Origin of the sequence: uncultured Devosia sp. (genome assembly GCF_913055165.1) — a bacterium.
Classification (GTDB): Bacteria; Pseudomonadota; Alphaproteobacteria; order Rhizobiales; family Devosiaceae; genus Devosia.
This window is the reverse complement of the sequence record NZ_CAJXJS010000011.1, coordinates 30,115-56,423: the sequence shown is the minus strand read 5'-3', so window position 1 is coordinate 56,423 and position 26,309 is coordinate 30,115. Positions and strand designations below refer to the sequence as shown.

At 62.2% G+C, this 26,309-nt stretch carries 20 protein-coding genes; 10 read left to right on the top strand and 10 right to left on the bottom strand.

The window, feature by feature from the left end:
- Window positions 1–98 precede the first annotated feature (98 nt).
- Window positions 99–4,772, top strand: a complete 4,674-nt coding sequence (locus QZ564_RS05895) for an NAD-glutamate dehydrogenase (protein ID WP_297106163.1) — start codon at window positions 99–101, stop codon at window positions 4,770–4,772.
- A 12-nt stretch (window positions 4,773–4,784) separates the two neighbouring features.
- Here QZ564_RS05895 and QZ564_RS05890 read toward each other — a convergent pair whose 3' ends face one another.
- The 4 genes from QZ564_RS05890 to QZ564_RS05875 all read right to left on the bottom strand — a co-directional run bounded on the left by QZ564_RS05890 (window position 4,785) and on the right by QZ564_RS05875 (window position 7,676).
- Complete coding sequence (locus tag QZ564_RS05890; RefSeq protein WP_297106161.1) at window positions 4,785–5,519, bottom strand: amino acid ABC transporter ATP-binding protein; 735 nt, start codon at window positions 5,517–5,519, stop codon at window positions 4,785–4,787.
- On the bottom strand, window positions 5,497–6,156 hold the full coding sequence (locus tag QZ564_RS05885; protein WP_297106156.1) for an amino acid ABC transporter permease: 660 nt from the start codon (window positions 6,154–6,156) through the stop codon (window positions 5,497–5,499). Before QZ564_RS05885 ends, QZ564_RS05890 begins: the two co-directional genes overlap by 23 nt.
- Window positions 6,156–6,824, bottom strand: coding sequence for an amino acid ABC transporter permease (locus QZ564_RS05880; protein WP_297106153.1), 669 nt, complete (start codon window positions 6,822–6,824; stop codon window positions 6,156–6,158). The genes QZ564_RS05885 and QZ564_RS05880 overlap by 1 nt, the downstream gene beginning before the upstream one ends.
- Before the next feature lie 69 nt (window positions 6,825–6,893).
- Window positions 6,894–7,676 carry a transporter substrate-binding domain-containing protein gene (locus QZ564_RS05875; protein WP_297106151.1) on the bottom strand — a complete coding sequence of 261 codons (783 nt, stop codon included), beginning with the start codon at window positions 7,674–7,676 and terminating at the stop codon, window positions 6,894–6,896.
- Window positions 7,677–8,015: 339 nt separating this feature from the next.
- Here QZ564_RS05875 and QZ564_RS05870 point away from each other — a divergent pair, with 339 nt between their 5' ends.
- The 8 genes from QZ564_RS05870 (at window position 8,016) to QZ564_RS05835 (ending at window position 18,332) form a co-directional block, all read left to right on the top strand.
- Window positions 8,016–8,963, top strand: coding sequence for a class 1 fructose-bisphosphatase (locus QZ564_RS05870; RefSeq protein WP_297106149.1), 948 nt, complete (start codon window positions 8,016–8,018; stop codon window positions 8,961–8,963).
- A gap of 113 nt (window positions 8,964–9,076) precedes the next feature.
- The gene (locus QZ564_RS05865; RefSeq protein WP_297106225.1) at window positions 9,077–10,333 is read left to right on the top strand and encodes an AGE family epimerase/isomerase; all 1,257 of its coding nucleotides are present in this window, start codon (window positions 9,077–9,079) and stop codon (window positions 10,331–10,333) included.
- Between the two features lie 71 nt (window positions 10,334–10,404).
- Window positions 10,405–11,190 (top strand): SDR family NAD(P)-dependent oxidoreductase, encoded by a 786-nt coding sequence (locus QZ564_RS05860; protein WP_297106142.1) that lies wholly within the window; start codon window positions 10,405–10,407, stop codon window positions 11,188–11,190.
- A gap of 82 nt (window positions 11,191–11,272) precedes the next feature.
- Entirely contained in the window at window positions 11,273–12,148 is an 876-nt protein-coding gene (gene nadC / locus QZ564_RS05855) for a carboxylating nicotinate-nucleotide diphosphorylase (protein ID WP_297106139.1), read from the top strand.
- Window positions 12,148–12,969, top strand: coding sequence for a 3'(2'),5'-bisphosphate nucleotidase CysQ (gene cysQ, locus QZ564_RS05850; protein WP_297106136.1), 822 nt, complete (start codon window positions 12,148–12,150; stop codon window positions 12,967–12,969). Before nadC ends, cysQ begins: the two co-directional genes overlap by 1 nt.
- 186 nt (window positions 12,970–13,155) lie before the next feature.
- Window positions 13,156–13,704, top strand: coding sequence for a PadR family transcriptional regulator (locus tag QZ564_RS05845; RefSeq protein WP_297106133.1), 549 nt, complete (start codon window positions 13,156–13,158; stop codon window positions 13,702–13,704).
- Between the two features lie 15 nt (window positions 13,705–13,719).
- A complete protein-coding gene (locus tag QZ564_RS05840; RefSeq protein ID WP_297106130.1) occupies window positions 13,720–14,985 on the top strand; it encodes an efflux RND transporter periplasmic adaptor subunit in 1,266 nt (421 codons plus the stop codon).
- 11 nt (window positions 14,986–14,996) lie between these two features.
- Complete coding sequence (locus QZ564_RS05835; protein ID WP_297106127.1) at window positions 14,997–18,332, top strand: efflux RND transporter permease subunit; 3,336 nt, start codon at window positions 14,997–14,999, stop codon at window positions 18,330–18,332.
- 54 nt (window positions 18,333–18,386) lie between these two features.
- On the opposite strand, the gene QZ564_RS05830 is transcribed toward QZ564_RS05835, so the two are convergent.
- Both QZ564_RS05830 and QZ564_RS05825 read right to left on the bottom strand, forming a co-directional pair.
- A complete protein-coding gene (locus QZ564_RS05830; RefSeq protein WP_297106124.1) occupies window positions 18,387–18,863 on the bottom strand; it encodes a GNAT family N-acetyltransferase in 477 nt (158 codons plus the stop codon).
- Window positions 18,856–19,692, bottom strand: a complete 837-nt coding sequence (locus QZ564_RS05825; RefSeq protein ID WP_297106121.1) for a LysR family transcriptional regulator — start codon at window positions 19,690–19,692, stop codon at window positions 18,856–18,858. The genes QZ564_RS05830 and QZ564_RS05825 overlap by 8 nt, the downstream gene beginning before the upstream one ends.
- A 95-nt stretch (window positions 19,693–19,787) precedes the next feature.
- On the opposite strand from QZ564_RS05825, the gene QZ564_RS05820 reads away from it, so the two are divergent.
- Entirely contained in the window at window positions 19,788–20,195 is a 408-nt protein-coding gene (locus QZ564_RS05820; protein ID WP_297106118.1) for an MAPEG family protein, read from the top strand.
- A gap of 34 nt (window positions 20,196–20,229) precedes the next feature.
- On the opposite strand, the gene QZ564_RS05815 is transcribed toward QZ564_RS05820, so the two are convergent.
- The 4 genes from QZ564_RS05815 to cimA all read right to left on the bottom strand — a co-directional run bounded on the left by QZ564_RS05815 (window position 20,230) and on the right by cimA (window position 26,300).
- Window positions 20,230–22,125 (bottom strand): ABC transporter ATP-binding protein/permease, encoded by a 1,896-nt coding sequence (locus QZ564_RS05815; protein WP_297106116.1) that lies wholly within the window; start codon window positions 22,123–22,125, stop codon window positions 20,230–20,232.
- The gene (locus QZ564_RS05810) at window positions 22,125–22,445 is read right to left on the bottom strand and encodes a metalloregulator ArsR/SmtB family transcription factor (RefSeq protein WP_297106113.1); all 321 of its coding nucleotides are present in this window, start codon (window positions 22,443–22,445) and stop codon (window positions 22,125–22,127) included. The genes QZ564_RS05815 and QZ564_RS05810 overlap by 1 nt, the downstream gene beginning before the upstream one ends.
- 136 nt (window positions 22,446–22,581) lie before the next feature.
- The gene (locus QZ564_RS05805) at window positions 22,582–24,507 is read right to left on the bottom strand and encodes a LysM peptidoglycan-binding domain-containing protein (protein WP_297106110.1); all 1,926 of its coding nucleotides are present in this window, start codon (window positions 24,505–24,507) and stop codon (window positions 22,582–22,584) included.
- Between the two features lie 149 nt (window positions 24,508–24,656).
- Window positions 24,657–26,300: a citramalate synthase gene (gene cimA / locus QZ564_RS05800; RefSeq protein WP_297106107.1), complete on the bottom strand. Its 1,644-nt coding sequence runs from the start codon at window positions 26,298–26,300 to the stop codon at window positions 24,657–24,659.
- Between the last annotated feature and the right edge of the window lie 9 nt (window positions 26,301–26,309).

Here is a 26,309-nt window from a genome sequence, read left to right as displayed (position 1 = left end):
CCACGCCACCGGATGGTGGCTGCTATCACTACCAACGAGGTAGAGACAGTGTCGTCGCAGGTGCCTAAGGTGGCTCGGCGAGTCACGGGGAGCAGGGCATGACGAACAGGGTGGAAACGCGCGTATTGGAGCTGGCCAAAACAAGGGCGGCGGGAGACGAAAGTCTAGAGCGGCTGCTTGTTGCGGCGATTTCCGCCGCCGATCCGGATGACCTGGAAAGGCAGAACCCAGAGGCGCTGATCAGTGCCCTCACCGCAAGCCACGCGCGTCTGACCACGACATCACCTGGGGCGACCCGAATCGAAGTCACGCGGCCGCAAGGGCCGACTGACCCGCTCCTTCTCGATATCATCTCTCCGGACATGCCGTTCATCGTCGACAGTGCGCTCGCCGGCCTAAGGGCCATGGGCGGGACGATCCGGATGTTTGCCCACCCGGTCTTGCACGTTGCCAATGGAAGCGTGGTTGCAACTGGGGGCAACCGGGTCAGCATGCTGCATATCCAGAGCGATGCGGTTGCTGATGTCGACGAATTGCTGGCCGAATTGCGCGCCACGCTCACAGATGTGGCGCGGGCTGTATCGGACTGGCAGCCGATGCTGGACCGGGTACGGCGCGCATCTGCGGGCTTGGCCAGGCTCCCCCCAGCACAGCGAGACGAGGCCGAACGCTTCATTGAGTGGCTCATCGAGCATAATTTCACTTTCCTCGGCACACGCGAGTATCGGATCGAGGCGGACGAATTGCGCCCTGTTACCGACACGGGGCTGGGCATACTCCGCGACGAGAGTCTGAAAGTGCTGCGCAGCGGCCCGCATTATGTGGAAAGCACACCTCAGCTTGTCGATTTCGTGCAGGGCCCCGAACCCTTGCTGGTGACCAAGGCCAATGTGCGCGCTCGCGTACACCGGCGCACCCATATGGACTATGTAGGCATCAAGCTGTTCGATGCGGCGGGTCAGGTCAGCGGGGAATTGCGCGTTGTCGGACATTACACGGCCCAGGCCTTGGCGACGCCGCATACCGAGGTACCAATCATCCGGCGCAAGATTGCCGAGGTCATGCGGCAGTCCGGCGTCGACCCGCTCGGCCATGCGGGCCGGACGCTGCTCGGTGCGCTGGACAGCTACCCGCGGGATGAATTGTTCCAGATCGACACGCGGCAACTCGCCGAATTTGCCGGCGCGATTGCCGGACTTTACGACCGTCCCCGCGTGCGCGTGCTGCCGCGGATCGACCGGTTCGACAATTTCGTGTCCATCCTCGTCTATGTGCCGCGCGACCGTTATGACGGCAATGTCAGAGCCAGGATCACCCGCTATCTGAGCGCGCTCTATGATGGCCGTGTTTCAGCATTCTACCCGCATTTTCCAGAGGGGGACCTGGTCCGCCTGCATGTCATCATCGGGCGGAATGGCGGGCCAACGCCGGTACCGGACCGGCGGGCGCTGGAGACCGGGGTCGAAGCACTGACCCATGACTTCTCCGACATGCTGATGGCGGCAGCCACAAATCCGGAGGCGGTGAGCAACTGGAAGCAGGCGTTTTCGGGGGCCTATCAGAGCCGCAATGATGCCGGTGACGCCCTGCGCGACATTGCGGTGTTCGAGGGGCTGGGCGACGACGGCATTGCCATTCGCCTGACCACGCGTACCGGGACGGACGGCGCGCTGAGCCTGAAGTTCTACCATGAAGGCACGGCCATTCCGCTGTCGGACCGCGTGCCGATGCTGGAGCATTTCGGATTCCGGGTGATCGACGAGCGCACCTATACAATCGTGCCGCGCGACGGGGTCGAACGCTATCTGCACGACATGGTGCTGGAACTGCCCGAGGGCGCCGACGTCGATGTGATGGCGCGGGCCGAGGCGGTGGAGGCAGGTCTCCTGGCGGTGTGGATGGGCGAGGCAGAAAGCGACCAGCTCAACTCCCTGGTAACGCTGGCCGGCCTGGATTGGAGCGAAGCGGCGCTGCTGCGGGCGCTGTCACGATATCTGCGGCAGGTCGGCACCTCGCATTCCCAGCGCTATATCGCCCAGGCCATGGTGACGCAAAAGGCGGCAGCGCGCGCTCTGGTCTCGCTGTTTGCTGCCCTGCACAATCCCCAACTGGCGGACCATGACGAGGCCGCCGCCGTGGCGCGGGCGGACATTGCTGCAGCGCTGGACCAGATCACGTCGCTCGACGAAGACACCATTGTGCGCCGGTTCCAGAACCTGATTGAAGCCTCGATGCGGACAAATGCCTGGCAGCGCGACAAGGATGGTCACCGGCGCCCGGCGCTCGCCATCAAATTCGACAGCCACCAGGTCGAGGGTATGGCGGCACCCCGGCCCTACCGGGAAATTTCAGTCTATTCTCCGCGCGTGGAGGGCGTGCATCTGCGGTTTGGTGCCATTGCCCGTGGCGGGCTGCGGTGGTCGGACCGGCCCGAGGACTTCCGCACCGAAGTGCTGGGACTGGTCAAGGCACAGCAGGTCAAGAACGCGGTGATCGTGCCGGTTGGCGCAAAGGGCGGGTTTGTCCCGAAGCGGCTGAGCGCAGGCATGGCGCGAGATGCGTGGCTGGCCGAGGGGACCGAAAGCTACAAGGTGTTCATCGGCGCACTGCTCGATGTGACCGACAATCTGGTCGAGGGGGTCGTGGTCCCTCCCGCCGATACGGTGCGGCGCGATGGCGATGACCCATACCTCGTGGTTGCGGCCGACAAGGGCACGGCCAGCTTCTCCGATACCGCCAATGCCATTGCCTCCGGACGCGGCTTCTGGCTGGGCGATGCCTTCGCCTCGGGCGGTTCGGCCGGCTATGACCACAAGAAAATGGGCATAACGGCACGCGGTGGCTGGGAGGCGGTGAAACGCCATTTCCGCGAAATGGACCGCGACATCCAGAAGGAGCCATTCACCGTGGCGGGCGTCGGCGACATGAGCGGCGACGTCTTCGGCAATGGCATGCTGCTCAGCCGCGAGATTCGGCTGGTTGCTGCCTTCGACCATCGCGACATCTTCATCGATCCCGATCCGGATGCGGCGGTCAGCTATGCGGAGCGCGAGCGCCTGTTCAAGCTGCCGCGCTCCAGTTGGCAGGATTATGAAAAGGGCCTGATTTCCGAGGGCGGCGGGGTGTTTTCGCGTTCGCTCAAATCCATCCCGCTCAGCCCGCAGATGCGGACGCTGCTCGGCCTCGACCAGGACGCAGCGACGCCTGCCGAAATCATGCGCGCCATTCTTGTGGCACAGGTCGATCTGCTTTGGTTCGGCGGCATCGGCACTTACATCAAGGCCGCCGATGAGGATGATGCACGCGTCGGCGATCGCGCCAACGACGCCATACGGGTCACGGCGGGAGAAGTGCGCGCCAAGGTGGTGGGCGAAGGCGCCAATCTGGGCGTGACCCAGCGAGGGCGCATCGCTTATGCGCTCAATGGCGGGCGGATCAATTCGGACGCCATCGACAACTCGGCCGGCGTCAATTCCTCTGACCTTGAGGTCAACATCAAGATTGCCCTGTCGTCGGTCGTGGCGTCGGGGCAGCTTGAGATGGAGGAGCGCAACGCCTTCCTCGCCTCGATGACCGAAGAGGTCGCCGCGCTTTGCCTGCGCAACAACTACCTTCAGACCCTCGCCATATCGCTGGCCGAGCGGGCCGGGCTGGCGGAACTGCCGGATCATCGGGTCCTCATCGAGGGCCTGGAGGAGCGGGGACTCCTCAACAGGACCGTGGAGTTTCTGCCCAGCGATGCAACGCTGGACAGCCGGGCGGCCGAGGGCAAGGGCCTTGTGCGCCCGGAACTGGCGGTGATCCTGGCCTATGCGAAGCTGACCCTGTTCGACGATCTGCTGAAGGGCACCGCCATCGACGATCCGTACCTGGCCGGTGAGTTGTTCCGCTACTTCCCGGAAACACTGCACCAGACCTATCCCGAGCAGGTCGAAACCCACCGGCTCAAGCGGGAAGTGGTCGCGACCGTGCTCGCCAATGCGATGATCAATCGCGGCGGGCCGGCCTTCGTATCGGAGCTGACGGCTGCTACCAGCGCCAGCGCCGGAGAGGTCGCGTTGGCCTATGCGGCGGTGCGGGACGCCTATGGGCTGACGAGGCTGAACGCTGAGATCGATGCCCTGGACGGCGCCCTTCCCGGCTCGGTGCAACTGGCTCTATATGCTCAAGTCGAGGCCCTGTTGCGGCAGGAAGCCCTGTGGTTCCTACGCAATGGCTCGGTAACCGAAGGCCTGGCAAGTCTGGTGGAGCGGCATCGGAACGGGGTCGATCGGTTGATTGAGACCGAGGGCTTGCTGCCCGAAGACCAGCGTCACGCGCTCGATGTGCGGATCAGCGGCCTGACGGCTCATGGTGTGCCGGAAGATCTCGCCTATCGTATCGGCGCCCTGCCCTTTCTCAGCCATGCCAGCGACATCGTGCTTGTAGCCGAACGGTGCGGCGTCGATGTGGTGACCGCGGCCAAGGCCTATTTTGGTCTGGCCGGGCTGTTCGACCTGTTCCGTATCATTGAGGATGGCCGCGCGATCATTCTGGGCGACCGGTTCGATCGCATGGCACTGGACCGGGCGCTCGCCAACCTGATGCGTGCCCTGCGCGACCTGACCGCAGATGTGATCTCCTCCGGATCAGTGGCTGACTATGCGGCCAACAGGCCTGTGGCGGTGGCGCGTACCGTCGCCGCGGTCAAGGAGCTGACGGAAGGGGGCATCACAGTGTCGCGGCTCAGCGTGGCGGCCGGTCTTCTGGCGGATCTGGCGCGGGAGAGCTGAGGGCGACCGCGATCAGGCCGCCTGACTCATCCCCAGGAACTGCTGCAACTCAGGCGTTCTGGGGTTAGTGAACACGTCTTCGGGGGGACCGATTTCGTGGACCCGCCCCTGATGCATGAACACCACGCGCGAGCAGACGTCGCGGGCAAAGCGCATTTCATGGGTCACCATGACCAGCGTCATGCCCTCGGCTGCCAGCTCCTTGACGACAGCCAGAACCTCGGCGACCAGTTCGGGATCGAGCGCCGAGGTGATCTCGTCGCAGAGCAAGGCGATGGGTTGCATGGCCAGGGCGCGCGCGATGGCGACCCGCTGTTGCTGGCCACCGGACAATTGATCGGGGTAGGCATCGAACTTCTCACCGAGGCCAACGCGCTGCAGCATGTTGCGGGCGATCTCGGCCGCTTCGTCCTTTGGTGTCTTTTTGACCACCATCTGGGAGAGCATGACGTTGCGCCCAGCCGTCAGATGGGGAAACAGGTTGAACTGCTGAAAGATCATGCCGACCTTCAGGCGCAGCTCGCGCAGCGCCCTGGCTTCCGTCAGCAGTTGGGCGCCCTCGACCGAAATCGACCCGGAATCAATGGTCTCCAGACCATTGATGCAGCGCAGCAAGGTGGATTTTCCGGAACCGGACTTACCGATGATCGCGATCACCTCGCCCCGCGCAATATCGATATCGATGCCCTTGAGCACTTCGTTTGAGCCGAAACTCTTGCGGACGTCAGTGATGGCTATGAGCGACATTGAGCTTTCTCTCCAGAATCTGGCTGGCCCTGGAAAGCGGCCAACAGAGGCAGAAATAGATGAGCGCGACCAGGCCGTAGACCAGGAAGGGCTGATAGGTGGCATTGGTGACCACCGTCCCGGCGCGGGTGAGTTCGATAAATCCGATGATGGATGTGAGCGCGGTACCCTTCACCACCTGCACAGAAAAGCCGACGGTGGGCGGAATGGCGACGCGCAGAGCCTGGGGCAGGATCACATGTTGCATCTGCTGGAAATAGCCCATGCCCAGGCTCGCCGACGCTTCCCATTGACCCTTTGCCACGGCCTGCACGCAGCCACGCCAGATCTCGCCGAGAAAGGCCGCCGTCCACAGGATCAGTGCCAGCCCCGCGGCGAGCCAGGCGGGCACGCTGATGCCGAACAGCGCCAGGCCGAAAAAGGCCAGGAAGAGCTGCATGAGTAGCGGCGTGCCCTGGAAAAGTTCGACATAGCCCCGCCCCAGGAGACGCAACCAGCCTCGATTGGAGATACGGGCAAACAGAACAAGCATGCCCACGAGCCCGCCGCCAATAAATGACACGATGGACAGGACAACGGTCCACTGGGTGGCCAGGAGAAGATTGCGCAGGATATCGAAAACGGTGAACTGGGCCATCACACCTTCCTCCGCGGGAAGATCACCCAGCCGACACCGTCAAGGACCTTCCGGAGCGCGATGGCCAGCGCCAGATAGGTCAGCGTGGCGACCAGATAGGTCTCAAAGGCGCGGAAGTTGCGCGACTGGACGAAGTTGGAGGCAAAGGTCAGGTCCTCGACAGCGATCTGGGAAACAACCGAGGACCCGAGCATGACGATGACGATCTGGGACGCCAGAGCCGGCCATATGCGTTGTAGCGCCGGCACGAGGACGACATGGCGGAATGTCTGCAACGGCGTCATGGCAAGGCTTGCACCAGCTTCGAACTGGCCGCGCGGCGTTGCCTGTATGCCTGCCCGGATAATCTCGCAGCTATAGGCACCCAGGTTGACGACCATGGCAATGTTGGCGGCCTGCAAGGCAGTCAGCTTCATGCCGAGCGAGGGCAGGCCAAAGAAGATAAAGAAGAGCTGGATCAGGAAGGGCGTATTGCGGATCAGTTCCACATAGGCGGCGACGAAGGGCTTGAGCCAGACCGGACCGAGCGCTCTCACCCACGCACAGACAATGCCAAGGCATACGCCGAGCACGGCCCCGACCAGGATGAGTTCAATGGTGATGGCGACACCATTGACGAAGACCGGCATGTAGTTCGCCAGCCAGTCAAAATTCCATTGATATTGCATTGACCCCGTCCGACCCGGAAACGCCTGCAGGAATGCCGCCCGGTCTGGGCCGGGCGGCCTGGGACGACATTAGAGGTCGGCGGGCAGGTCAGCCTTCAGCCAGGCCTGCGAGATGGTGTTGAGCGATCCGTCGGCCTTCATCTCAGCAATGATGGTGTTGACCGCATCGAGCAGCGCTGGCTCGTCCTTGTTCAGGCCGACATAGCAAGGCGAGTTCTTGACCAGGAACTTGAGCTCGGGGCGTCGCTGCGGGTTGCGTTCCAGGATTGCCGCAGCAACGACATTGCCGGTGGCGATGACGTCCACCTGGCCAGACAGGAAGGCCGAGATGGTGCCATTGTTGTCCTCGTAGCGGCTGATCTCGACGGCCTCGGGGACCAATTCGGTCAGCGTCAGATCTTCGACGGAGCCGCGTGTGACGCCGACACTGACGCCGGCGAGGTCCTCCGGGCCCGCCAGGGTGAGGTCGGCCTCTCCAAAGACACCGTTGTAAAAGGGTGCGTAGGCATCAGTGAAATCGATCACCGCTTCGCGCTCGGCGTTCTTGCCCAGGCTGGAAATGACGAGATCAACCCGGTCGGTTTGCAGATAGGGAATCCGATTGGCGCTGGTGACCGGCACCAGCTCGACGCCAACACCCAGCCGTTCGGCAATGGCCTTTGCCATGTCGATGTCGTAGCCCACCGACTCCATGCTGAGATCGACGCTGCCAAAGGGCGGAAAATCTTGCGGCACAGCGACGCGAATTGTGCCCCGGGCCTTAATGTCCTCCAGAGCGTCGGCGTGAACCGGAACAGTGGTAGCGGCAGCGAGGCCAGTTACAAGGCATGCGATGAATGTGCGGCGTAGCATTGAGTTGTCCCTGTCTTGTTTCGATGCGATTGGCAGAGGCGAGGAGACCGCTGCTTGCACCAGGGTTCTGCAATTGCCGTGCCAGCACCTAAAGCACTGACATGCCCCATCTCCTGCATCTGCATGGCGATCAACTTGCTATGTTTGCCGCCTGAGGGTCTTAATTATGCTCAAGTATTGGGCAGCGCTTAATTCGATAGCACAATGCAGCCCGAGGGACGATGGGTGCGGTTGCAGCCCCTGAGGAACCCGGGCTCGCGCGTTGCCGCCGCCTAGGTCGAAAGTCCACCTTGTATGGACAAAGCCATTCTGGACAGTGAGGGCAACAAGGAGACCCACATGACCGATCTGAAAGAGTGGCTCAGCGCCCAAACGACCGACGAAGCCCTTGGCGGCGCCATCGAGTCGATGGCAGCAGCCGGCGCCGAGATTGCGCGGGTTCTGCGGGAGGCGCCCATCGCTGGGCAGACGGGGCTGGCGGGATCCGACAATGTGCAGGGCGAGGCGCAGAAGGCGCTCGATGTGATCTCAAACGATATTGTTTTGAATCACTTGCGCGAAAATCCGGCCATTTCGATTCTGATCTCGGAAGAGCTGGATGAAGCCGTTAATATGTCGAGTCAGGGGCAGTTCATTGTTGCCACCGATCCGTTGGATGGGTCTTCAAATCTCGACGTAAATGTCACCGTAGGCACGATTTTTTCCGTTCTCCCAGCCAAAGGCGGCCTGTTGCAGAGGGGCACGGAACAATTGGCTGCGGGATATGTGGCCTATGGACCCGCGACCAGTCTTGTGGTGCGGATCAAGGGGGAAACGAGCGTGTTCACGCTCGACGCACAGGGCACATGGGTGCAGACGGTCGCGGCGGCGCGCGTGCCCGAGGCCAGCGGTGAATTTGCGATCAATACGGCGCGCGAACGCTTCTGGGATGCAGCCACAACCGGCTATGTGAAAGAGAGCGTGGCCGGCGAGACCGGAGCTCTGGGCAAGCGCTACAATATGCGTTGGGTGGGCTCGATGGTGGCCGACGTCCATCGCATTCTGATGCGTGGCGGTATCTTTCTTTACCCACTCGATAGCGAGACCATCAGCAGGGGCGGGCGGCTGCGGCTGCTCTATGAAGCCAATCCCATGGCCTGGCTGATTGAGGGCGCAGGCGGGCGGTCGACAACGGGGACGATGCGCATTCTGGACGTAGAGCCTTCGGATATTCACCAGCGGGTCCCGGTGATCCTGGGTTCGGCAGAAGAGGTCAAACGGGTAGAGGATTGGTATGGACGGGGGTGACGCGGAGCAAGGCACACAGTCAGGATTTGCAACGTTCTCATTGATTGGCTAGAACCCGTGCCCAATTGGACCGGTCGACCGAAACTGCCGGTAGGGAGAAAGCCTTGGACACCATCGCCAAAACATTGCCGGAAACCAATTGGGGCGCGTGGCAGCGTCGGCCGTTTCATCGGCAATATCTGATGACGCAGGCAAGCCGGTTGTTTGATTTCTTCGAGGCGGCCTCACTCAATCCCCGGGGTGGCTTTTACGAATTGTCCGATGACGGACACCCGCTCTCGCCGGAAAATGCCATCCGGCAGATCCACGTGACCACCCGCATGGTCCATTGCGCGGTAATCGGCAGTCTTATCGGCCGCCCGGGCTCGGACGAAATCGTCGACCATGGCATGCAGTATCTGTGGGAGAAGCACCGCGACCTGCGCCACGGCGGCTATGTCTGGTCCCTCGATGACGAGGGTTATGCCGATGACAGCAAGCAGGCCTATGGCCATGCCTTTGTGCTGCTGGCCGGCTCGAGCGCCAAGCTGGTGGGTCATCCGCTCGCAGACAAGGTGATCGCCGATGTCACCGAGGTGATCGAGAACCGCTTCTGGGACAAGAAGGTGGGCGCTGTCCGCGAAGAGTTCGGCAATGACTGGCGGCAGATCAGCACCTATCGCGGCCAGAATTCGAACATGCACCTGACTGAAGCCTTGATGGCGGCCTATGAGGCTACCGGCGAGACCGAATATCTCAAGAAGGCGACCAGGATCGCCGACCTCATCATCAACCGCAATGCGGCCAGGCTCGACTATCGCGTGGCCGAGCATTTCCACGAGGACTGGAGCCTGGACAAGGACTATCTGGGCTCGGAGATGTTCCGTCCGTCCGGCACCACGCCCGGACATGCGCTGGAATGGTCGCGGCTGTTGTTCCAGCTGTTCGTGCTGTGCCGCAAGGAGCATAGCTGGATGACCGAATCCGCGCGCGGCCTGTTCCGCCAGGCCATCGCGCTGGGATGGGACAAGGTGCATGGCGGGTTCTTCTACACCCTGGACTGGAACAACCAGCCGATCATGCGCGAGAAACTGTGGTGGCCGATTGCAGAGGCGATCGGCGCGGCGGCGTTTATCGGCGCCTACGACCATGACGACTTCTACCAGCTCTGGTACCGAAAACTCTGGGACTTCGCAGAGAACCACGTCATCGACCATGAACGCGGCGGCTGGCACAGCGAATTGACTGAACAGCTGGTGCCGACGTCTCGCCTGTTTGTGGGCAAGCCGGACCTGTATCATGCGCTGCAGGCCTGCCTGATCCCGCTCTATCCAGTAACGGGGAGCCTGACGCACGGCATTATTGAGGCCGACCACCCCAAGCGGCTCTGAGGCAAGACAGCCCCTTCGAGACAACCATTACCGTCCTGCCGCGTTGGGTTTGCTGCAGCACGGAGGATGGAATGGCTAGTCTTGAGGGTAAGGTCGCGCTGGTGACTGGTGCGGGATCGGGAATAGGCAAGGCGACGGCGTTGAAGCTGGCGCGCGAAGGGGCCGCGGTCGTGGCCATGAGCAGGACCCGCGAGGAGGTCGAGGCCACCGCAGAGGAAATCCGTTCAGCCGGTGGACAATCCATGCCAGGGGTTTGCGATGTCACCGACGACGCTGGCATGCGCGACCTGGTGGCGCGCACGATCGACACCTTCGGTCGCCTGGACATTGTGGTGGCCAATGCCGGGATCAACGGTATGTGGGCGCCCATCGCGAAGCTGAGGCCTGAGGAATGGGACAAGACCATCGCGGTCAACCTCAGGGGCACATATCTCACCATCCACCACACGGTTCCGGCCCTGGAGAAGGCCGGCGGAGGCGCAATTGTGGTGGTTTCTTCGATCAACGGCACCCGCACCTTTTCTACGCCAGGTGCCAGCGCCTATTCGGCAACCAAGGCGGGACAATTGGCCATGGTCCAGCAACTGGCGTTGGAGCTTGGCAAGAAGAAGATCCGCATCAACGCGGTTTGTCCGGGCGCCATTGAAAGCAATATCGAGGAGAATACCAACCGGCGCGCCAGTGAGGAGGCCGCCATACCGGTGCATTTCCCCGAGGGCGACATCCCATTAACCGGTGGTGCGAGCGGCAAGGCGGCGGATGTCGCCGACGTCATCGCCTTCCTGGTTTCCGATGGCGCGCGGCACGTGACAGGGAGCCCGGTCTGGATCGACGGCGGACAAGGATTGCTGCGCTAGACGGCCCGGGAGACCCGTGGCGGTTGTCAGGCGGGAGTGCGCGTCGTAAAGCACGGGCAATCGATACTTCCGGTGAACCGACATGACCGCCCTGCCCGCCCAATTGCCGCGCCTACTGGTAGAGCGCGCCGTATCCGCGGCGCTCGAAGAGGATTTGGGACTGGCGGGGGACCTGACCAGCCAGGCGACGCTGTCGCCCGATGCGGAGGCGGTCGCGACCCTCTCGGCCCGCGAGGCGGGGGTCATCGCCGGATTGGACCTGGCAGCCGCAGCCTTTCGCCTGGTGGGAGATGGCGTGCAATTCAGAGCCAAGATTGCCGATGGGGCTCGCATTGAGGCGAGTGGCATGGTGGCCGAGATATCGGGGCCGGCGCGGCTGGTGATGTCGGGTGAGCGGGTGGCGCTGAACTTCCTCAACCATCTGAGCGGCATTGCCACCATGACGCGCCGCTTCGCTGATGCCATTGAGGGCACGGGAGCCCGCATTTGCGACACCCGCAAGACCACACCCGGGCTCAGGCCGTTCGAGAAATATGCTGTCCGCTGCGGTGGCGGCGCCAATCATCGCTTTGCCCTGAATGACGCGATCCTGATCAAGGACAATCACATCGCGGTCGCCGGTAGCGTCACTGCCGCCTACAAGGCGGCCGAGCGCTTCGCCGGGCATCTGGTTGCCATTGAGATAGAGGTCACCACCCTGCAGGAGCTGGAGGAGGCCTTGTCGGCGGGCGCGCGTGTCATCATGCTCGACAATATGGACAATGAAATCCTCAAGCAGGCCGTCGCCATCAATGCCGGGCGGGCGCGACTGGAGGCTTCTGGCGGCGTGAAGCTGGATCGCGTCCGCTCGATTGCGGAAACCGGTGTCGACTTCATCTCCACCAGCCAGATCACCATGGGAGCGGCGCCGCTCGACCTCGGGCTCGACGTCGTCATTCGGGACGGCAAGACAGCATGATGCCGATGGCAGCCGCCTCATCCATCACCGAGATTGCCATTGAGACTGCAATCGCCGCCGCCGATGTCATCTGCGCGGTCTATGACCGACCCATTCACGTGGTCACCAAGGAGGACGGCTCACCGGTAACCGAGGCCGATGCGGCCGCCGAGGCCGTCATCATCAAGCACCTGGAGGTCACCGGGCTGCCCACGCTAGGCGAGGAGAGCGTCGCGGCCGGTGTCATTCCGGTGCTGGGCGAGCGCTATTTCGTGGTCGACCCGCTTGATGGCACCAAGGAATTCATCAAGCGCAATGGCGAGTTCACGGTCAACATCGCGCTTGTCGAGAACGGACGGTCCATCATGGGTGTCGTCCTGGCGCCGGCCACGGGCGACCTATTCGTGGGGGATGTCAACGGCGCGTGGAGCGGAAAGGTCGTTGCCGGCAAGGTCGTGGATCGCCGTCCCATCAAGGTCGCGCCGTCTGCAGGGCCCCATATCGTGGCCAGTCGAAGCCATGGTCATGCGGCGCTGGCGCAATTGCGCGAAATCATGGGCGTGGAGAGCGACGTGTCCATCGGCTCTTCGCTCAAATTCTGCCTGGTGGCCCGAGGTGATGCCCAGCTTTACCCGCGATTCACCCCCACTTGCGAATGGGATACCGCCGCCGGACAGGCCGTGCTTGAAGCTGCGGGGGGGGCGCTGCTGACACTGGATGGCGCGCCACTACGCTACGGCAAGGGCGAATTGAAATACCTCAATCCCTATTTCGTGGCGGCCGCCAGTGAAGAACTGGCGCTGACCGCCGCAGAACTGATGCAGCGCCTGATCCCCTCATAGTCCAGGATCGCGAGCAGACGGGCGAGGACGATGCAGACTTGCATCGCGGGCGGTCCGCTGAGCGATATGCAATGACTGCTTAACTGATCTGCGCATTGTTTCCCTTCGTTAAGCTTGAAGCGAACAGTGACACCATATATACGCCGAGCATATATCGGACCGGAATATGGTTACGGGATCATTTGCATGAACGTCAGAACGCTCTGTCTCTCCATTCTCTATGACGGCGAGGCCAGTGGATACGACATTCGCCGGATGTGCACGGAAGGCAATTTCGCCTACTTTGTGGAGGCCAGCTATGGCTCGATCTATCCTGCGCTAGCGCGCCTGGAGGACGACGGGCTGGTGGCAAGCCGTACCGAGCAACAGCCCGGAAAACCGGCTCGCAAGGTCTATTCCATTACCGAAGCGGGCAAGACGGCCTTCGCCGCAGAACTGGCCGAGCCACTGGGCGAAGACATGTTCCGCAGCCCGTTCCTGCTGTTTGCACGATTTGCGCACATTCTGCCGCGCGACCTGGTGGAACAGCGGTGCAACGAATTTCTGGCGCGAACTGTCGCCGACCGCAAGAAACTCGATGATGCACCCAAGGAGCATTGCTGCAATGCAGCAGACATGTGGGTCATCAATTACGGACGTGCAGTATTGGAGGTTGCGGAACAACATTTCCGCACCCATATGCACGAACTGATCACAATGGCGCGAGCCGAGCCACGAAAAGACGCGGCTGAATAAGGGGCAAATTCAACTATGCGTGCACTGTTTTCCTATGGCTTGGCCTTCACAATCCTGCTTCTGGCGGGCGGCTGGCTGGCAACCGGGACACTGGTTCAGGGTGGCCAGGGGCCAGGCAATGGCGAGAAGCCGATCATCTCGGTCATTGAGGGTGAGGAGCATGGTCCGATCGCGACAGCTCTGGGCGAGGCCGGCGTCCTTGCCGAGCATCACGAACCGGAAGTCGACCCAGCCCTGACGATCGCGCAGCGCAACGAGACCACCACGGGCGCCAGCGCGCCGCTGCAGAGCGTCCGCACCCAGACTTTTACCGCCCAGCCGATGCCGATCGAGGTGCCGTTGCGCGGCCGCACCCAGGCCAAGGCCACAGTGACGGCCGTAGCGGAAACCTCAGGCGCCGTGGACGTGGTTCATGTCACCAAGGGCGAACGGGTCAATGTAGGCGATGCCCTGTGCACGCTGGATCAGGGTACCCGGGCTGCGGCCGTGGCGCAGGCCGAAGCCGGTTTGGCGCAGGCCCAGGCGGCCCTGGCCCAAGCTCAGTTGAACTACGACACCAATGCCGACCTGCGCGAACGCGGTTTGGCTGCGGCAAATACCGCCAATGCGGTCGAAGTTGCCCTTGCACAGGCCAAGGCTGGTGTCAGCCAGGCGGAAGCCGGACTCGACAATGCCGAGGCAGAGCTGGAGCGCACTGAAATCGTGGCGAAGGTTGCTGGCCTGGTGCAGGACCCGATTGCCGTGGAGGGCGCCATGCTCAATCCTGGCGCGCCCTGTGCCACGATCGTGCAGCTCAACCCCATCGTTTTCACCAGCATGGTGCCGGAAGCCCATATCGGTCTCGCCAAGACCGGGCTTGAAGCCACAATCAAGACGGTGACCGGACAAAGCGTGACCGGCAAGGTGACCTATGTGTCCGCCGTCGCCGACAACGCCACGCGCGCCTTCCCAGCCGAAATCGAGATTCCCAACGAAGATTTTGCCATTCGTGACGGCGTAACTGCCGAGGCCATCGTGGATATTGGCACTGCGCCCGGGCATCTGCTGCCGCAATCTGTCCTGACTCTGGACGATGAAGGCGTACTGGGTGTTCGCACCGTCGAGAATGGTGTGGTCGCCTTTTACCCGATCACTATCGTGAGCGACACGCGGGAAGGCGTGTGGGTCACGGGCCTGCCACTGGCTGCCGATGTCATCACGGTCGGTCAGGAGAACGTGAATGCCGGACAGGCTGTAGACGCCAGCCCGGTTTCGGCCACCACTGAAGCCACCGCCAGCTAGGGACGCAGAGCATGCTCGACTTCATCGAAAAAGTCCTCAGGATGCCGCGCGTTGTCCTGACGATCATGGTCATCGTGCTGGCCGCTGGCGCCAGCGCGTATATGTCGATGCCCAAGGAAAGCTTCCCGGCCATTGACGTTCCCTATCTCTACGTCTCGATCAGCCAATCAGGTGTCTCCCCGCGCGACGCCGAGAACCTCCTGGCCAAGCCTGCCGAAGAAGAGCTGTCCAACCTGCCGGGATTGAACAATATCACCTCGACATCGACGACCGGTCACGCCTCGATCTTCCTCGAGTTCGACATCAATACCGACAAGGATCAGGCGCTGCAGGATACCCGCGCCAAGATGGACGCGGTCAAGGCTAAGCTGCCCGACGATGCCAACGATCCGACGGTCTCGGAAATCGACTTCATCGGCCCGATCATGTCGGTGGCCGTCTACGGCTCGGCGCCTGAGAAAGAGCTGGTCCGGCGCGCCGAGCAATTGCAGGATGCTCTGGAAGCCATTCCTGAAGTGCGTGAGGCCAAGCTTTCCGGCGCGCGCAAGGAACAGCTTGAAGTCCGCGTGGACCTGCTTCGCCTGGAGGCCTATGGCCTGACAGCCAATCAGCTGTTCGACGCCCTGTCGCGTAACAACATGGTTGTCGCGGGTGGGACGCTCAATACTGGGCAAGGCTCCTTCAATGTTGAAGTGCCGGGCCTGATCACCACCGCGGAGGATGTGTTCAGCCTGCCGCTGAAGACCGATGGCAATACGGTGGTGACGTTTGGCGACGTGGCGACGATCACCCGCACCCTGGCCGATGCGACCGAATATACTCATGTGAACGGCTCCCCTGCCCTGATCATGGGCATTTCGAAAAAGCTCGGCACCAACATCATCGACGTATCCGACACCGTGCGGGCAGTGACTGCCGAGGTCGCCAAGGACTGGCCCAGCGGGGTGACCTACTCGTTCTTCCTGGACCAGGCCGAGACGACCACCGCATTGTTCCGTTCGCTCGAGGCTGCCGTGCTCACCGCCGTGGCCCTGGTGCTGATCACCTGTGTGGCCACGCTAGGCGTTCGCCCGGCCATCATGATCGGCATGTCCATCCCCCTCTCGTTCATGATGGCCTTCCTGGTTGCCCAGGGCCTGGGCATGACCATCAACATGATGGTGATGTTCGGCCTCGTCATCGCCGTGGGCGTGCTGGTGGATGACCCGGTGGTGGTGGTCGAATATGCCGAACGCAAGCTGCAAGAAGGCATTCCCAAAAAGGAAGCCTTCATCATGGCCATGCGCAAGATGTTCGTGCCCGTCGTGGGTGCGACCGCGACCACGCTGGGCGCCTTCATCCCGCTGCTGTTCTGGCCGGGCATCATCGGCAAGTTCATGAGCTACCTGCCGACCATCGTGATCATCGTCATGGTCGCTTCCTTCATCTCGGCGCTTATCTTCATGCCGGTCATCGGTTCGCTGATCGCCTCGACCCATGTGGACGAGAAGGAGAAGGCCAAGGCCGACATCGTCATGTATCCGGACAAGTTCGACTCCAAGAAGGTGGGGGGGCTGACCGGTATCTATGTGCGGGTGATGGAAAAGCTGTTGCATTGGCCGCTGCCCACGCTTGCAGTCGGCTTCGGCGTAATTGCGACCATCTTCGTGTCCTATGCGATGAACCCGACCGGCTCGGAGGCTTTCCCGGCTTCCGAACCCGAGTTTGCGACTGTGGCCGTGGTCGGCCGTGGTAATTACTCGCCCGAAGAAATCCGCGACATGCTGGTGGAGATCGAGAACGAACTCATTCAGGTCCAGGGCATCCAGGACGTGATCATGCAGTTCGGCACGACTGGCGCCTTCGGCACCATGCCGCCCGATACGATTGGCAATTTCCAGCTGCAATTGACCAAATGGAGCGAGCGCCTGCCGGCAGAGCAGATCTTTGCCGACATCCGCGAGCGGGTGAAGGACTTTGCCGGGCTCGACATCCAGTTGCTGGCCGCCGAAAGCGGGCCACCGGCGGGCAAGGACATCAATATGCGGGTGGAGAGCACCAATTATGATGACCTGGTGCCCGTGGTTGCTGCCATTCACGACGAACTGGCCAGCTGGCCGGAAGTAGTCGACCTGGAAGACGGTCGCCCCTCACCTGGCATTGACTGGCAGATCACCATCGACCGCGCCGAAGCCGGCAAGTATGGCATCGGTGTCCGAGAGCTGGCGCCCTATGTGCAGCTGGTGACGTCGGGCGTGAAGCTGGGCACCTACCGGGATGCAATCACGGGCGATGAACTCGATATCCGTGTTCGGCTGCCCGAAGACGAGCGGACATTCGATGCCCTGGATTCCATGCGCATCGCGACCGCTCAGGGCCTTGTGCCGGTCTCCAACTTCATCGAACGCCAGGCCGTGCCCAAGGTGGCCAACATCCAGCGGCGCAACCAGGTCTATACGATGAACGTGGCGGCGGGTCTCACCAATCTACCCGAAGGTGTCTATGTCGCCGACAAGGTGGAAGAGTTGCAGGCCTGGATCGCCGAGCAGAATTTCCCTGACCGTGTGTCGGTGGAGTTCGGTGGTGCCGAGGAGCAGATGGGCGATGCAAACGCCTTTATCGGTCAGGCCTTCGTCATGGCCATGGCCATCATCTTCTTCGTGCTGCTATTGGAGTACAACAGCTTCTATCAGGTGCTGGTGACGCTCACGACCGTGTTCATGTCGGTGGCTGGGGTGCTTCTGGGCATGCTGATGACCGGGATGACCTTCTCGGCCATCATGACCGGGCTGGGCATTGTGGCGCTGGCGGGCATTGTGGTGAAGAACGGCATCGTGCTGATCGACACCTATAATGACTACCACCGGCACCAGAATGTGGAAGCCGTGAAGGCCATGCTGCTGACCGTGAGCCAGCGTGTGCGGCCGGTGCTGCTGACCGCGTTCCTGACCGCGTTGGGCGTGATCCCGATGTGGGCCAATGTCGAGTTCGACTTCATCCGCCGCGAAATCGTGGTGGGCGGCATTGCCGGCTCCTGGTTTATCCACCTCTCGGCCTCCCTTGTGTCGGGCCTGTTCTTCTCGACAGCCCTGACCCTGGTCATGGTGCCGGTGATGATCACTGCGCCGACCGTGATGTGGAGCCAGATCAAGTGGCTGGGCACGATGCTTGCGGCACTGGGGGCATGGATTGCCAGCCCCTTCCGCAGCAAGGAGGTCGCTGCGCCCGCCGGCTTCGACGGCATGGCCGTGGAAATTCCGGAAGATGCGGACAGCGCCAAGCGCTATATCGTGTCCAAAGATGCCGGGCTGACGGAAAAGGAAGCCAATGGCGTCACGGTGGTGAGCCGGAGAGATGCGGCAGAGTAGACCGCCGCGTTATTGCGAACTTCGAAAAGGCCCGTCCCGAGACGGGCCTTTTTCTCATCCGGTGGTGAACGCGTGGAGGCTCCAGTCATCGCCGTCGAAATGGATGTCGCTTAGGATCCCTGCCCTCTCCACAAGCACCTTGCTCCAGAAGGCCTGGGCAGCGCGGTTGGCTTGGGGAACCGCGATGTGCCAGGGGCCGGGATGAGCCGCGAATGCAAGATCTAGAGCCGCCTTGCCGACACCTCGTTTCCGGTAGGCCCTGAGTACGAAGAATTCGGCCATGAACCAACATGGCGCCCTGCCCGTTAGCGGGCACTCGTCCACGACCAGCGCAAAGCCGGCGATCTCGTCACCGCTCATGATAGTGTAGGGATGCCGCCAGAACCGATCCAGGAAACCATATTCGAAATGTCCATCCGGACCGACTGGAAACGGCATGAACTCGGTCATGTCATAGAGGTAGAGCTGAACGAGATTTGCGATAAGCGGCCTGTCGGCCAGCGTCGCGGCGCGAAGAGCAATTTCAGGCATGTGTCCGCCTATCCTGGAACGCATCGAACAACGCCCTGATGCGGGCGGTCTGCCGAAGTTCCATCGGGGTCAGCAGCCAGATGGCGATGGAAAAGGCCGGCTCGTCGGCCAGACGCACCAAAGCCGGAGATGCATCCGCCAGTGCGGAAGGGACCAGCCCCGCACCCAGGCCCGTGTCTACCGCACGAAACATCATGAGCGGGGTGGGGACACTGGCCTGCGGACGCACCGTGGGGTGGGTGCGGCGCAACCAGCGGGATGCCGGCTGACTGCAATCGCGATTGCCATATTCCAACCAGGGCATGGCGTCCGGGCTGGAGGCCAGTTCGGCATGGGCATAGGGATAGAAGTCCAGACTGCCCAGTTGGCGACCGAACAGATGATCGTCCGGACTATTGGTGGCACGCAGCGCCACCTCGGCTTCCCGGCGCGACAGGCTGCGCAGTTCAGACCCCACTTCCACTGCGACTTCGATCTGCGGATGGCGGGCGCGAAATCGTGTGAGGACCGGGAGGTAGAGCCAGGCCAGCGCGTCGACTGTGGTCAGCTTGATGTGTCCGGTCAGCCGGTGGTCGCGCCCGGCAATGTCGCGCTCGAGCCCCGCCAACTCAGCTTCGATGCGGCGGGCACTTTCCAAGAGCCGTTCACCCTCGGGGGTCAAGACCACACCATCATCGCGGCGCTCGGCGAGAAGCGCGCCGAAATGGGCCTCCAGATCCTTCAGTTTGCGGGACACGGTGGTATGCGCAACGCCCAGAACCCGGGCGGCGCCGGTGAAAGTCCCGGCGCTTTCCAGCGCGGCAATGATGCTGAGGTCGGTCGGTTGCACTGAACATTCCTGCACACTTGAAGCGCCAATGTGCGCGTTGACGGTGCATGAGTGAACCAGAATATTGCGGGCATGACCAGTGAGGATATCGACCCATGCATGCCTTTGCCGCCCTGTTTGCCGCCGGCCTTCTCGTCTTCGTATCGGCCGCGGTGCAACATCTCAACACAGTCGGCTCGAAGGGCCTGGCGTTCATATTCACCGACCGGGCGGCGCCGCTCAGTCGGGAGGGGTTTGCTGGACGGGCCGCGCGCACCCTGCAGAACAATCTTGAATCGGCAGGGATGGTGGTTCCGGCCGCAACCATCCTCGCCGTTCTCGGCGTGAGCAATGCGCTGGTGACTGGAGCTGCCCTTGTCTATGCAGCGGCCCGGATCGGCTTCACCCTGAGTTACTGGGCGGGGATCAGCAAGTTGCGCTCACTGTTCTGGGGCGTCGGCATGGGGAGCATCGCCGTGCTCACGGCGCAAGCGGGTCTGGCCATGCTCATGGGGCTGCGTTGAGACACCTTGCGGGGATAACCATCCGGCGGCGACGCTACTCGGCCGCCGGAACGCCGCGCCTGACAAAACCATCCGGATCGTCCTGGGTGCGGGCCAGAAGCTCGGCAGCTTCGCTCGCCTCGCGCTGACGGTTCCACATCTGGGCGTAGAGCCCCTCCTGTGCAAGGAGGTCGAAGTGGTTGCCGCGCTCGGCAATCTGGCCGTCCCTCAACACTAGGATTTCATCGGCATTGACGACCGTGGAGAGCCGGTGGGCGATGACAACCGTGGTACGATCGCGAGAGACTTCCTCGAGTTCTGCCTGGATGTCGCGCTCGGTCTTGGTATCGAGCGCCGAGGTCGCTTCATCAAGGATGAGGATCGAGGGTGACTTGAGAATGGTGCGCGCAATGGCAACGCGCTGCTTCTCACCGCCGGAGAGTTTCAGTCCGCGTTCGCCGACGGGCGTGTCGTAGCCCTTGGGCAGGGTTTCGATGAAACCGGCAACCTGGGCCATGCGCGCCGCGTCCTGGACTTCGGCGTCGGTCGCACCGGGACGGCCGTATTCGATGTTGTAGCCAATGGTGTCGTTAAACAGCACGGTATCCTGCGGCACCATGCCGATAGCAGAACGCAGGCTTTCCTGGGTGACGTCGCGCAGGTCCTGACCATCAATGGTGATGCGACCGCCAGTGACATCGTAAAAGCGGAACAGGAGCCGGGAAATGGTGGATTTGCCCGCCCCGGTCGGCCCGACAATGGCAACCGTCTTGCCAGCGGGAACCTCGAAGCTCACGCCCTTGAGGATCGGCCTGTCGGGGTCGTAGTGGAAGCTGACGTCCTCGAAGCGGATAACCGGTCCGGAGACGGCAAGCGGCTTGGCACCCGGCCGGTCCTCGATTTCGGGATTCTGATCGAGCAGCTTGAACATTTCCTCGATGTCGGTGAGGCCCTGGCGCAATTCGCGATAGACGAAACCGATGAAATTGAGCGGCCGGTAGATCTGCATCAGGAAGGTGTTGAGCAGAACGAAGTCGCCCAATGTCAGCCTTCCATCCATGACCCCCTGAATGGACATGATGGAGATGACAAGAAAACCGCCATAGAAAATGACCGCCTGGCCGAAGTTGAGGAAACCGAGCGAACTCCAGATGCGGATGGCGGAGCGCTCATATCCCTCCATGGCCTTGTCGAACCGCCGGGCCTCCATATCCTCGTTGGCGAAATACTTCACCGTCTCGAAATTGAGCAGGCTGTCGATCGCCTTGCCATTGGCGTCCGTATCGCTGTCATTCATGGCGCGCCGGATGGAAATGCGCCAGTTGGAAGCCTTGATGGTGAAATAGAGGTAGGCCCAGATCATCACGACCAGTACGCCGAGATAGCTGATCCCGAAGAGCCAGACAAAAATGACCGCCACCACCACGAATTCAACCAGGGTGGGAGCGATATTGAGCATGGCGAAACGGACAACCGTCTCGATGCCTTTCGTGCCGCGCTCGATGACACGGCTGAGCCCGCCTGTGCGGCGCTGCAGATGGAAGCGCAGTGACAGGCGGTGCATGTGATGGAAGGTCTGCAGGGCCAGCTTGCGCACCGCGTGCTGACCGACGCTGGCAAACCACACATCGCGCAGTTGCTGGAAGCCGGCATCCACGATGTTGCCCAGCACATAGGCGATGACGAGCACGAGCGGCACCGCCAAACCAAGGACTAGTGCCCGGTCGGGACTGGTGCCATCGAGGCTGTCGATGATGCCTTTATAGGCGAAGGGAACAAGCGTGGTGGCCACCTTGCTCGCCAGCAGTGCCGCCAATGCCATGACCACCCGCATTTTGAGATCGGGTCGGTTGTCCGGCCACATATAGGACCAGAGGTTGCGAATGGTCGAGAATACCGAGCCCTCGTCCGCGCTGACGGACGGCTTTTTACCGGTGCTGTCTATAGCCATCAGGCCTGTTCCGTTTCCTTGTTGGCGGCGACGGGCGCCAGCCCCTTGAGGAGACCGCCAAAGGCCGAGTTCAAATCGGCCAGTCTGTCATGGCGGATGCAATAGCGGTTGCGCGTGCCGTGCGGCTTGCGCTCGATCAGGCCGGCGTCGAGCAGGACCTTGATATGCTGGGATACTGTGGACTGCGCCAGGGTGAGGCTGTCGGTGACATCGGCGCAGCAACACTGACCCTGCTGCTGGGTGGCCAGGATGCGCAGAATTTCCAGCCGGACAGGGTGACCAAGAGCGCGCATGATATTGGCAATGTCATCGTCATGCATGGCGCAGGGCTCGGCAGGTGGCGACCGCGAAGTGCGATCCGATCAATCGGTGAATTGCGATGAAAGATGGGGGCAGTTGGCCCGAAAATCAATAGGCATGCAAAAACGGCGCCCTTCGGCGCCGTTTCGATGTGGATTATTGAGGCTCGATGTCCTCTGGCAGGTTGAACACCTGACCGGGATAGATGCGATCAGGATCGCGAATCTGCCCGGTATTGGCCTGATAGATGGTGGTGTATTTGAGCCCCTCGCCATAGACGCGGCGGGCAATGGTCCACAAATTGTCTCCCCGACGGATGATCGCCTTGCCCGAGGCAAAGCGCTGCGCCTCGGGATCACCCAAGGACACCGCCACCATGGTCGGCACTGCCGGTTCGTCCGGCTCGGCGGCCGGTTCTGCTACAACAGGCGTTTCCTCGGCGGGTTCCGGTGCCGGTTGAACCGCAGACGCCGGTTCGGGGGTCGACGCAGGCTCGGTGGCCGGTTCGGTGGTCTGGGCGGTTTCGGCCGTCACCGGTGCCTGGTTGGCGGCAGTATCTTCCGCACTCGTGGGAGGGTTCGCAGCAGCCGGCTGCTCGGTCAGCGCCGACACATCCGTTTCGGGCTGCGTGGTAGCGGCGTCAGCCGAGGCATCCTCGGGAGCTGTCACATCCGCAGGCGTTTCGGGGGCCGGGGTCACTGGGGTTGCAGGAGTGGGTGCTTCTGCCACTGCCACCGGTTCTTCGACTGCCGGGACGTCGACCACAAAATCCACTTCGGCGCGCGCGACGACGTCAGCGGAACCAGGTTCCAGCAGGTCGACACGTACTCGCTGGCTGGGCGCATCAAGAACCGGCCCCGCTTCGACCAGCCAGCGGCCGGCTTCGACAGTGGCATCAGCCACGAATGCGTCGTCGACATAAAGGCGGATGACGCCACCATCAGGACCGGCACCGGCGAAAAAGGTCCGGTCGTTCTCGATCTCGATGGCGTCGATGGTCGGCGGCACGGCGGCCGGTTGAACCGGTACCGGCTCGACTACGGGCGCTTCGGTAATGATGGCGTCGGCCGTCTCCTGCGGCTCATCCGCGGTGGAGGCAGGGGTATCCTGTGCTACTGCGGTTGCGGCCACTGCACCGGCCTGGCTCTCTGGCTGGGAAGTCTGTTCAGCCTCGTCCGCGGGTTGGGCAGCTTCAGGCTCGGCGCCGGTTTCCGGAGCAGCAGCCGGTTCTGCTTCTGTCGACTCCACTGGCGCGGCCACGGCCGAGGTGGGTTCGGCTTCCGGTTCGGTCTCCGGGGCCTCGGGCAATGCAGCCACCTGCATGGTGGATTCGCTCGCGGCCTGACCCTCGACAGCTTCGGCTTCGGTGGTTGCAGCTGGCTCGGTCACCGCTGGCGCTTCGGCGGGCTCAGCAGTAGCCTCAGCGACTTCGGTTTCCGTCACTTCTGCGGGTTCGGCGGCGGGTGCCGCCGGGGACAGGGATTCTTCGGATGTGGGTGCTGCCGGATCCAGTGGCGCTGCCGATGTTTCGGCTGCCGGGGCGGCCGCCACCTGGGCTGGCGTCAGGCCCTGGAGGACTTCGCTCGCCTCTCCCGGCTTGCTGGCGACGACCAGCGGCTGGCTGGTCTTGTCCTCATTGATCACGACAATGAAGGAATCCTCGGCCGTGCCGTCCTTGCCTTCTTCTCCGAGCGTGATTTCAAGACCGCCGGGTGGCAGCGGTGTATCGGGCACGAACACCCAGTCGCCACTCGACTCGACCTCAACCGTGCCGAGCAGTTCGCCATTGGCGAAAACCTCGACCCGGCTGCCGGGTGTGCCGCTACCCGCAATGACAACCGAGCCATCCGGTTCTGCGCGCAGGAGACCAAAGGTTGCAGCGACCAGTTGGTCGACTTCGGCTGTCATGTCCGCGGTCTCGACAGGCGGTGTGACGTCCATGGCGGGTTCAGCGGGGACGGTCCCCTCTTCTACCGCAGCGATTGTTTCTTCGGCAGGTGCTTCCGCATCGGCGACAGCAGGCGCGGGCGCGGCCGGGATGAGACCAACCTCCGCCATTTTGCCGCGCAGACACTGCCCCATGCCATCGGGGCTGTTGAAACAGGAGACAATCGATGGACCGGACAGAACGCCTAGAACAACGAGTAGAGTGACTGCCGCTGCCCCGATAGTCAGAGCCAGAGGTCGTTTCGGAGCGGATTCGGCCAGTTTGCCCTCCCGGTAATTTTCAATCAGCCCGCGCTTGCTCTCGCGGGGCTGGCATTTGCCCCCAGTGTTGAGTCCTGCGCCGCTTCAGTCTTCAACAGCTTGTATGTGATTGATTCATACAGAGCTTCAAACGAGGCATCAATGATATTGGGCGAGACGCCGATCGTTACCCAGCGCTCGCCGCTACCATCACGGCTTTCGACCAGTACACGGGTGACCGCGCCCGTGCCGCCGTCCAGGATACGCACCTTGAAGTCGACCAGTTCGAGGTCCTCGATTCGGGCAGAATACTTTCCCAAATCCTTGCGCAACGCCTGGTCGAGTGCGTTGACCGGGCCATTACCCTCGGCCACCGACATCAGCAACTCGCCGTCGACCCTGATCTTGACGACCGCCTCGGTGACAGTCACCTCGTCGCCCATGGCATTGTGGCGCCGCTCGACCATGGCCCGATAGTTTTCGACATCGAAGAAGTCCGGCAAAGTGCCGAGCACCCGTCGCGCAAGGATGGCGAATGAGGCGTCGGCGCCATCATAGGAGTATCCGCGCGATTCCCGTTCCTTAACGGTCGCAAGGAGCCTTTCTAGGCGCGGATCGTCCTTTTCGAGCCTGATGTCGTGACGTGCCAGGGCGGTCAGCAGGTTGGACTTTCCGGCCTGCTGGCTGACCATGATGGCCCGCTCATTGCCGACACTCTCGGGCCGCACATGCTCATAGGTCGAAAAGTCCTTGAGCAGGGCGGAGGCGTGAATACCGGCCTTGGTCGCAAAGGCGGAGGCGCCGACATAAGGCGCCTGCCGCGCCGGGGCGCGGTTCAGGCGATCGTCGAAGGCCCGGGAGATATGGGTCAGGTTTTCGAGTTGATTTGCGGTCACCCCGGTCACGAAGCGGTCGGAGTAATAGGGCTTCAGCGCCAGGGTGGCGATAAGCGTGACCAGATTGGCATTGCCACAGCGTTCACCCAGGCCATTCAGGGTCCCCTGAATCTGGCAGACTCCAGCTTCAACGGCAGCAAGGGCGTTGGCGACGGCCTGTCCGGTATCGTCGTGAGGATGGATGCCCAGTCGATCGCCAGGAGCGATGCTCATCACGTCCGTCACGATCTCACGGACTTCAGCAGGCATGGTGCCGCCATTGGTGTCGCAAAGAACCACCCAGCGGGCGCCTGCCTCAAGCGCCGTCTTCACACAGTCGAGGGCGTAGGCCCGATTGGCCTTGTAGCCGTCGAAAAAGTGCTCGAGATCGACCAGCACTTCCTTGCCTGCTGACGCGGCCGTGCGCACCGAGTCACTGATGCCTTCCAGGTGATCGTCGGTCGAGCAGCCCAAGGCCAGCTCGACCTGATAGTCCCAGGCCTTGGCGACAAAACAAGTGGCCTCGGCCGCCGAATTGACCAGGCCCATCACGCCTGGATCGTTGTCGGCAGAGCGCCCTGCCCGCTTGGTCATGCCGAAGGCGGTGAAGACCGCCCTCTTGGTCCGTTTCTTGTCGAAGAATTCGGTATCGACGGGATTGGCGCCAGGATAGCCGCCCTCGATATAGTCGACACCCAGTTCCTCAAGCATGCCGGCAATGGCAATCTTGTCTTCCAGCGAGAATTCGATACCGGCCGTTTGCGCGCCATCGCGCAAGGTTGTGTCGAAGAGATAGAGGCGGGTGCGGGACATGAATTGGGC

Coding starts and splice junctions, on each gene's coding strand:
- QZ564_RS05830 (WP_297106124.1), bottom strand. CDS start 18,863: ATGCCTGAAATTGCTCTTCGCGCCGCGACGCTGGCCGACAGGCCGCTT.
- nadC (WP_297106139.1), top strand. CDS start 11,273: ATGACCGCCCTGCCCGCCCAATTGCCGCGCCTACTGGTAGAGCGCGCC.
- QZ564_RS05835 (WP_297106127.1), top strand. CDS start 14,997: ATGCTCGACTTCATCGAAAAAGTCCTCAGGATGCCGCGCGTTGTCCTG.
- QZ564_RS05840 (WP_297106130.1), top strand. CDS start 13,720: ATGCGTGCACTGTTTTCCTATGGCTTGGCCTTCACAATCCTGCTTCTG.
- QZ564_RS05820 (WP_297106118.1), top strand. CDS start 19,788: ATGCATGCCTTTGCCGCCCTGTTTGCCGCCGGCCTTCTCGTCTTCGTA.
- QZ564_RS05880 (WP_297106153.1), bottom strand. CDS start 6,824: ATGCAATATCAATGGAATTTTGACTGGCTGGCGAACTACATGCCGGTC.
- QZ564_RS05875 (WP_297106151.1), bottom strand. CDS start 7,676: ATGCTACGCCGCACATTCATCGCATGCCTTGTAACTGGCCTCGCTGCC.
- QZ564_RS05810 (WP_297106113.1), bottom strand. CDS start 22,445: ATGCATGACGATGACATTGCCAATATCATGCGCGCTCTTGGTCACCCT.
- cysQ (WP_297106136.1), top strand. CDS start 12,148: ATGCCGATGGCAGCCGCCTCATCCATCACCGAGATTGCCATTGAGACT.
- QZ564_RS05890 (WP_297106161.1), bottom strand. CDS start 5,519: ATGTCGCTCATAGCCATCACTGACGTCCGCAAGAGTTTCGGCTCAAAC.
- QZ564_RS05845 (WP_297106133.1), top strand. CDS start 13,156: ATGAACGTCAGAACGCTCTGTCTCTCCATTCTCTATGACGGCGAGGCC.
- cimA (WP_297106107.1), bottom strand. CDS start 26,300: ATGTCCCGCACCCGCCTCTATCTCTTCGACACAACCTTGCGCGATGGC.
- QZ564_RS05860 (WP_297106142.1), top strand. CDS start 10,405: ATGGCTAGTCTTGAGGGTAAGGTCGCGCTGGTGACTGGTGCGGGATCG.
- QZ564_RS05895 (WP_297106163.1), top strand. CDS start 99: ATGACGAACAGGGTGGAAACGCGCGTATTGGAGCTGGCCAAAACAAGG.
- QZ564_RS05805 (WP_297106110.1), bottom strand. CDS start 24,507: ATGGGGCAGTGTCTGCGCGGCAAAATGGCGGAGGTTGGTCTCATCCCG.
- QZ564_RS05815 (WP_297106116.1), bottom strand. CDS start 22,125: ATGGCTATAGACAGCACCGGTAAAAAGCCGTCCGTCAGCGCGGACGAG.
- QZ564_RS05870 (WP_297106149.1), top strand. CDS start 8,016: ATGACCGATCTGAAAGAGTGGCTCAGCGCCCAAACGACCGACGAAGCC.
- QZ564_RS05885 (WP_297106156.1), bottom strand. CDS start 6,156: ATGGCCCAGTTCACCGTTTTCGATATCCTGCGCAATCTTCTCCTGGCC.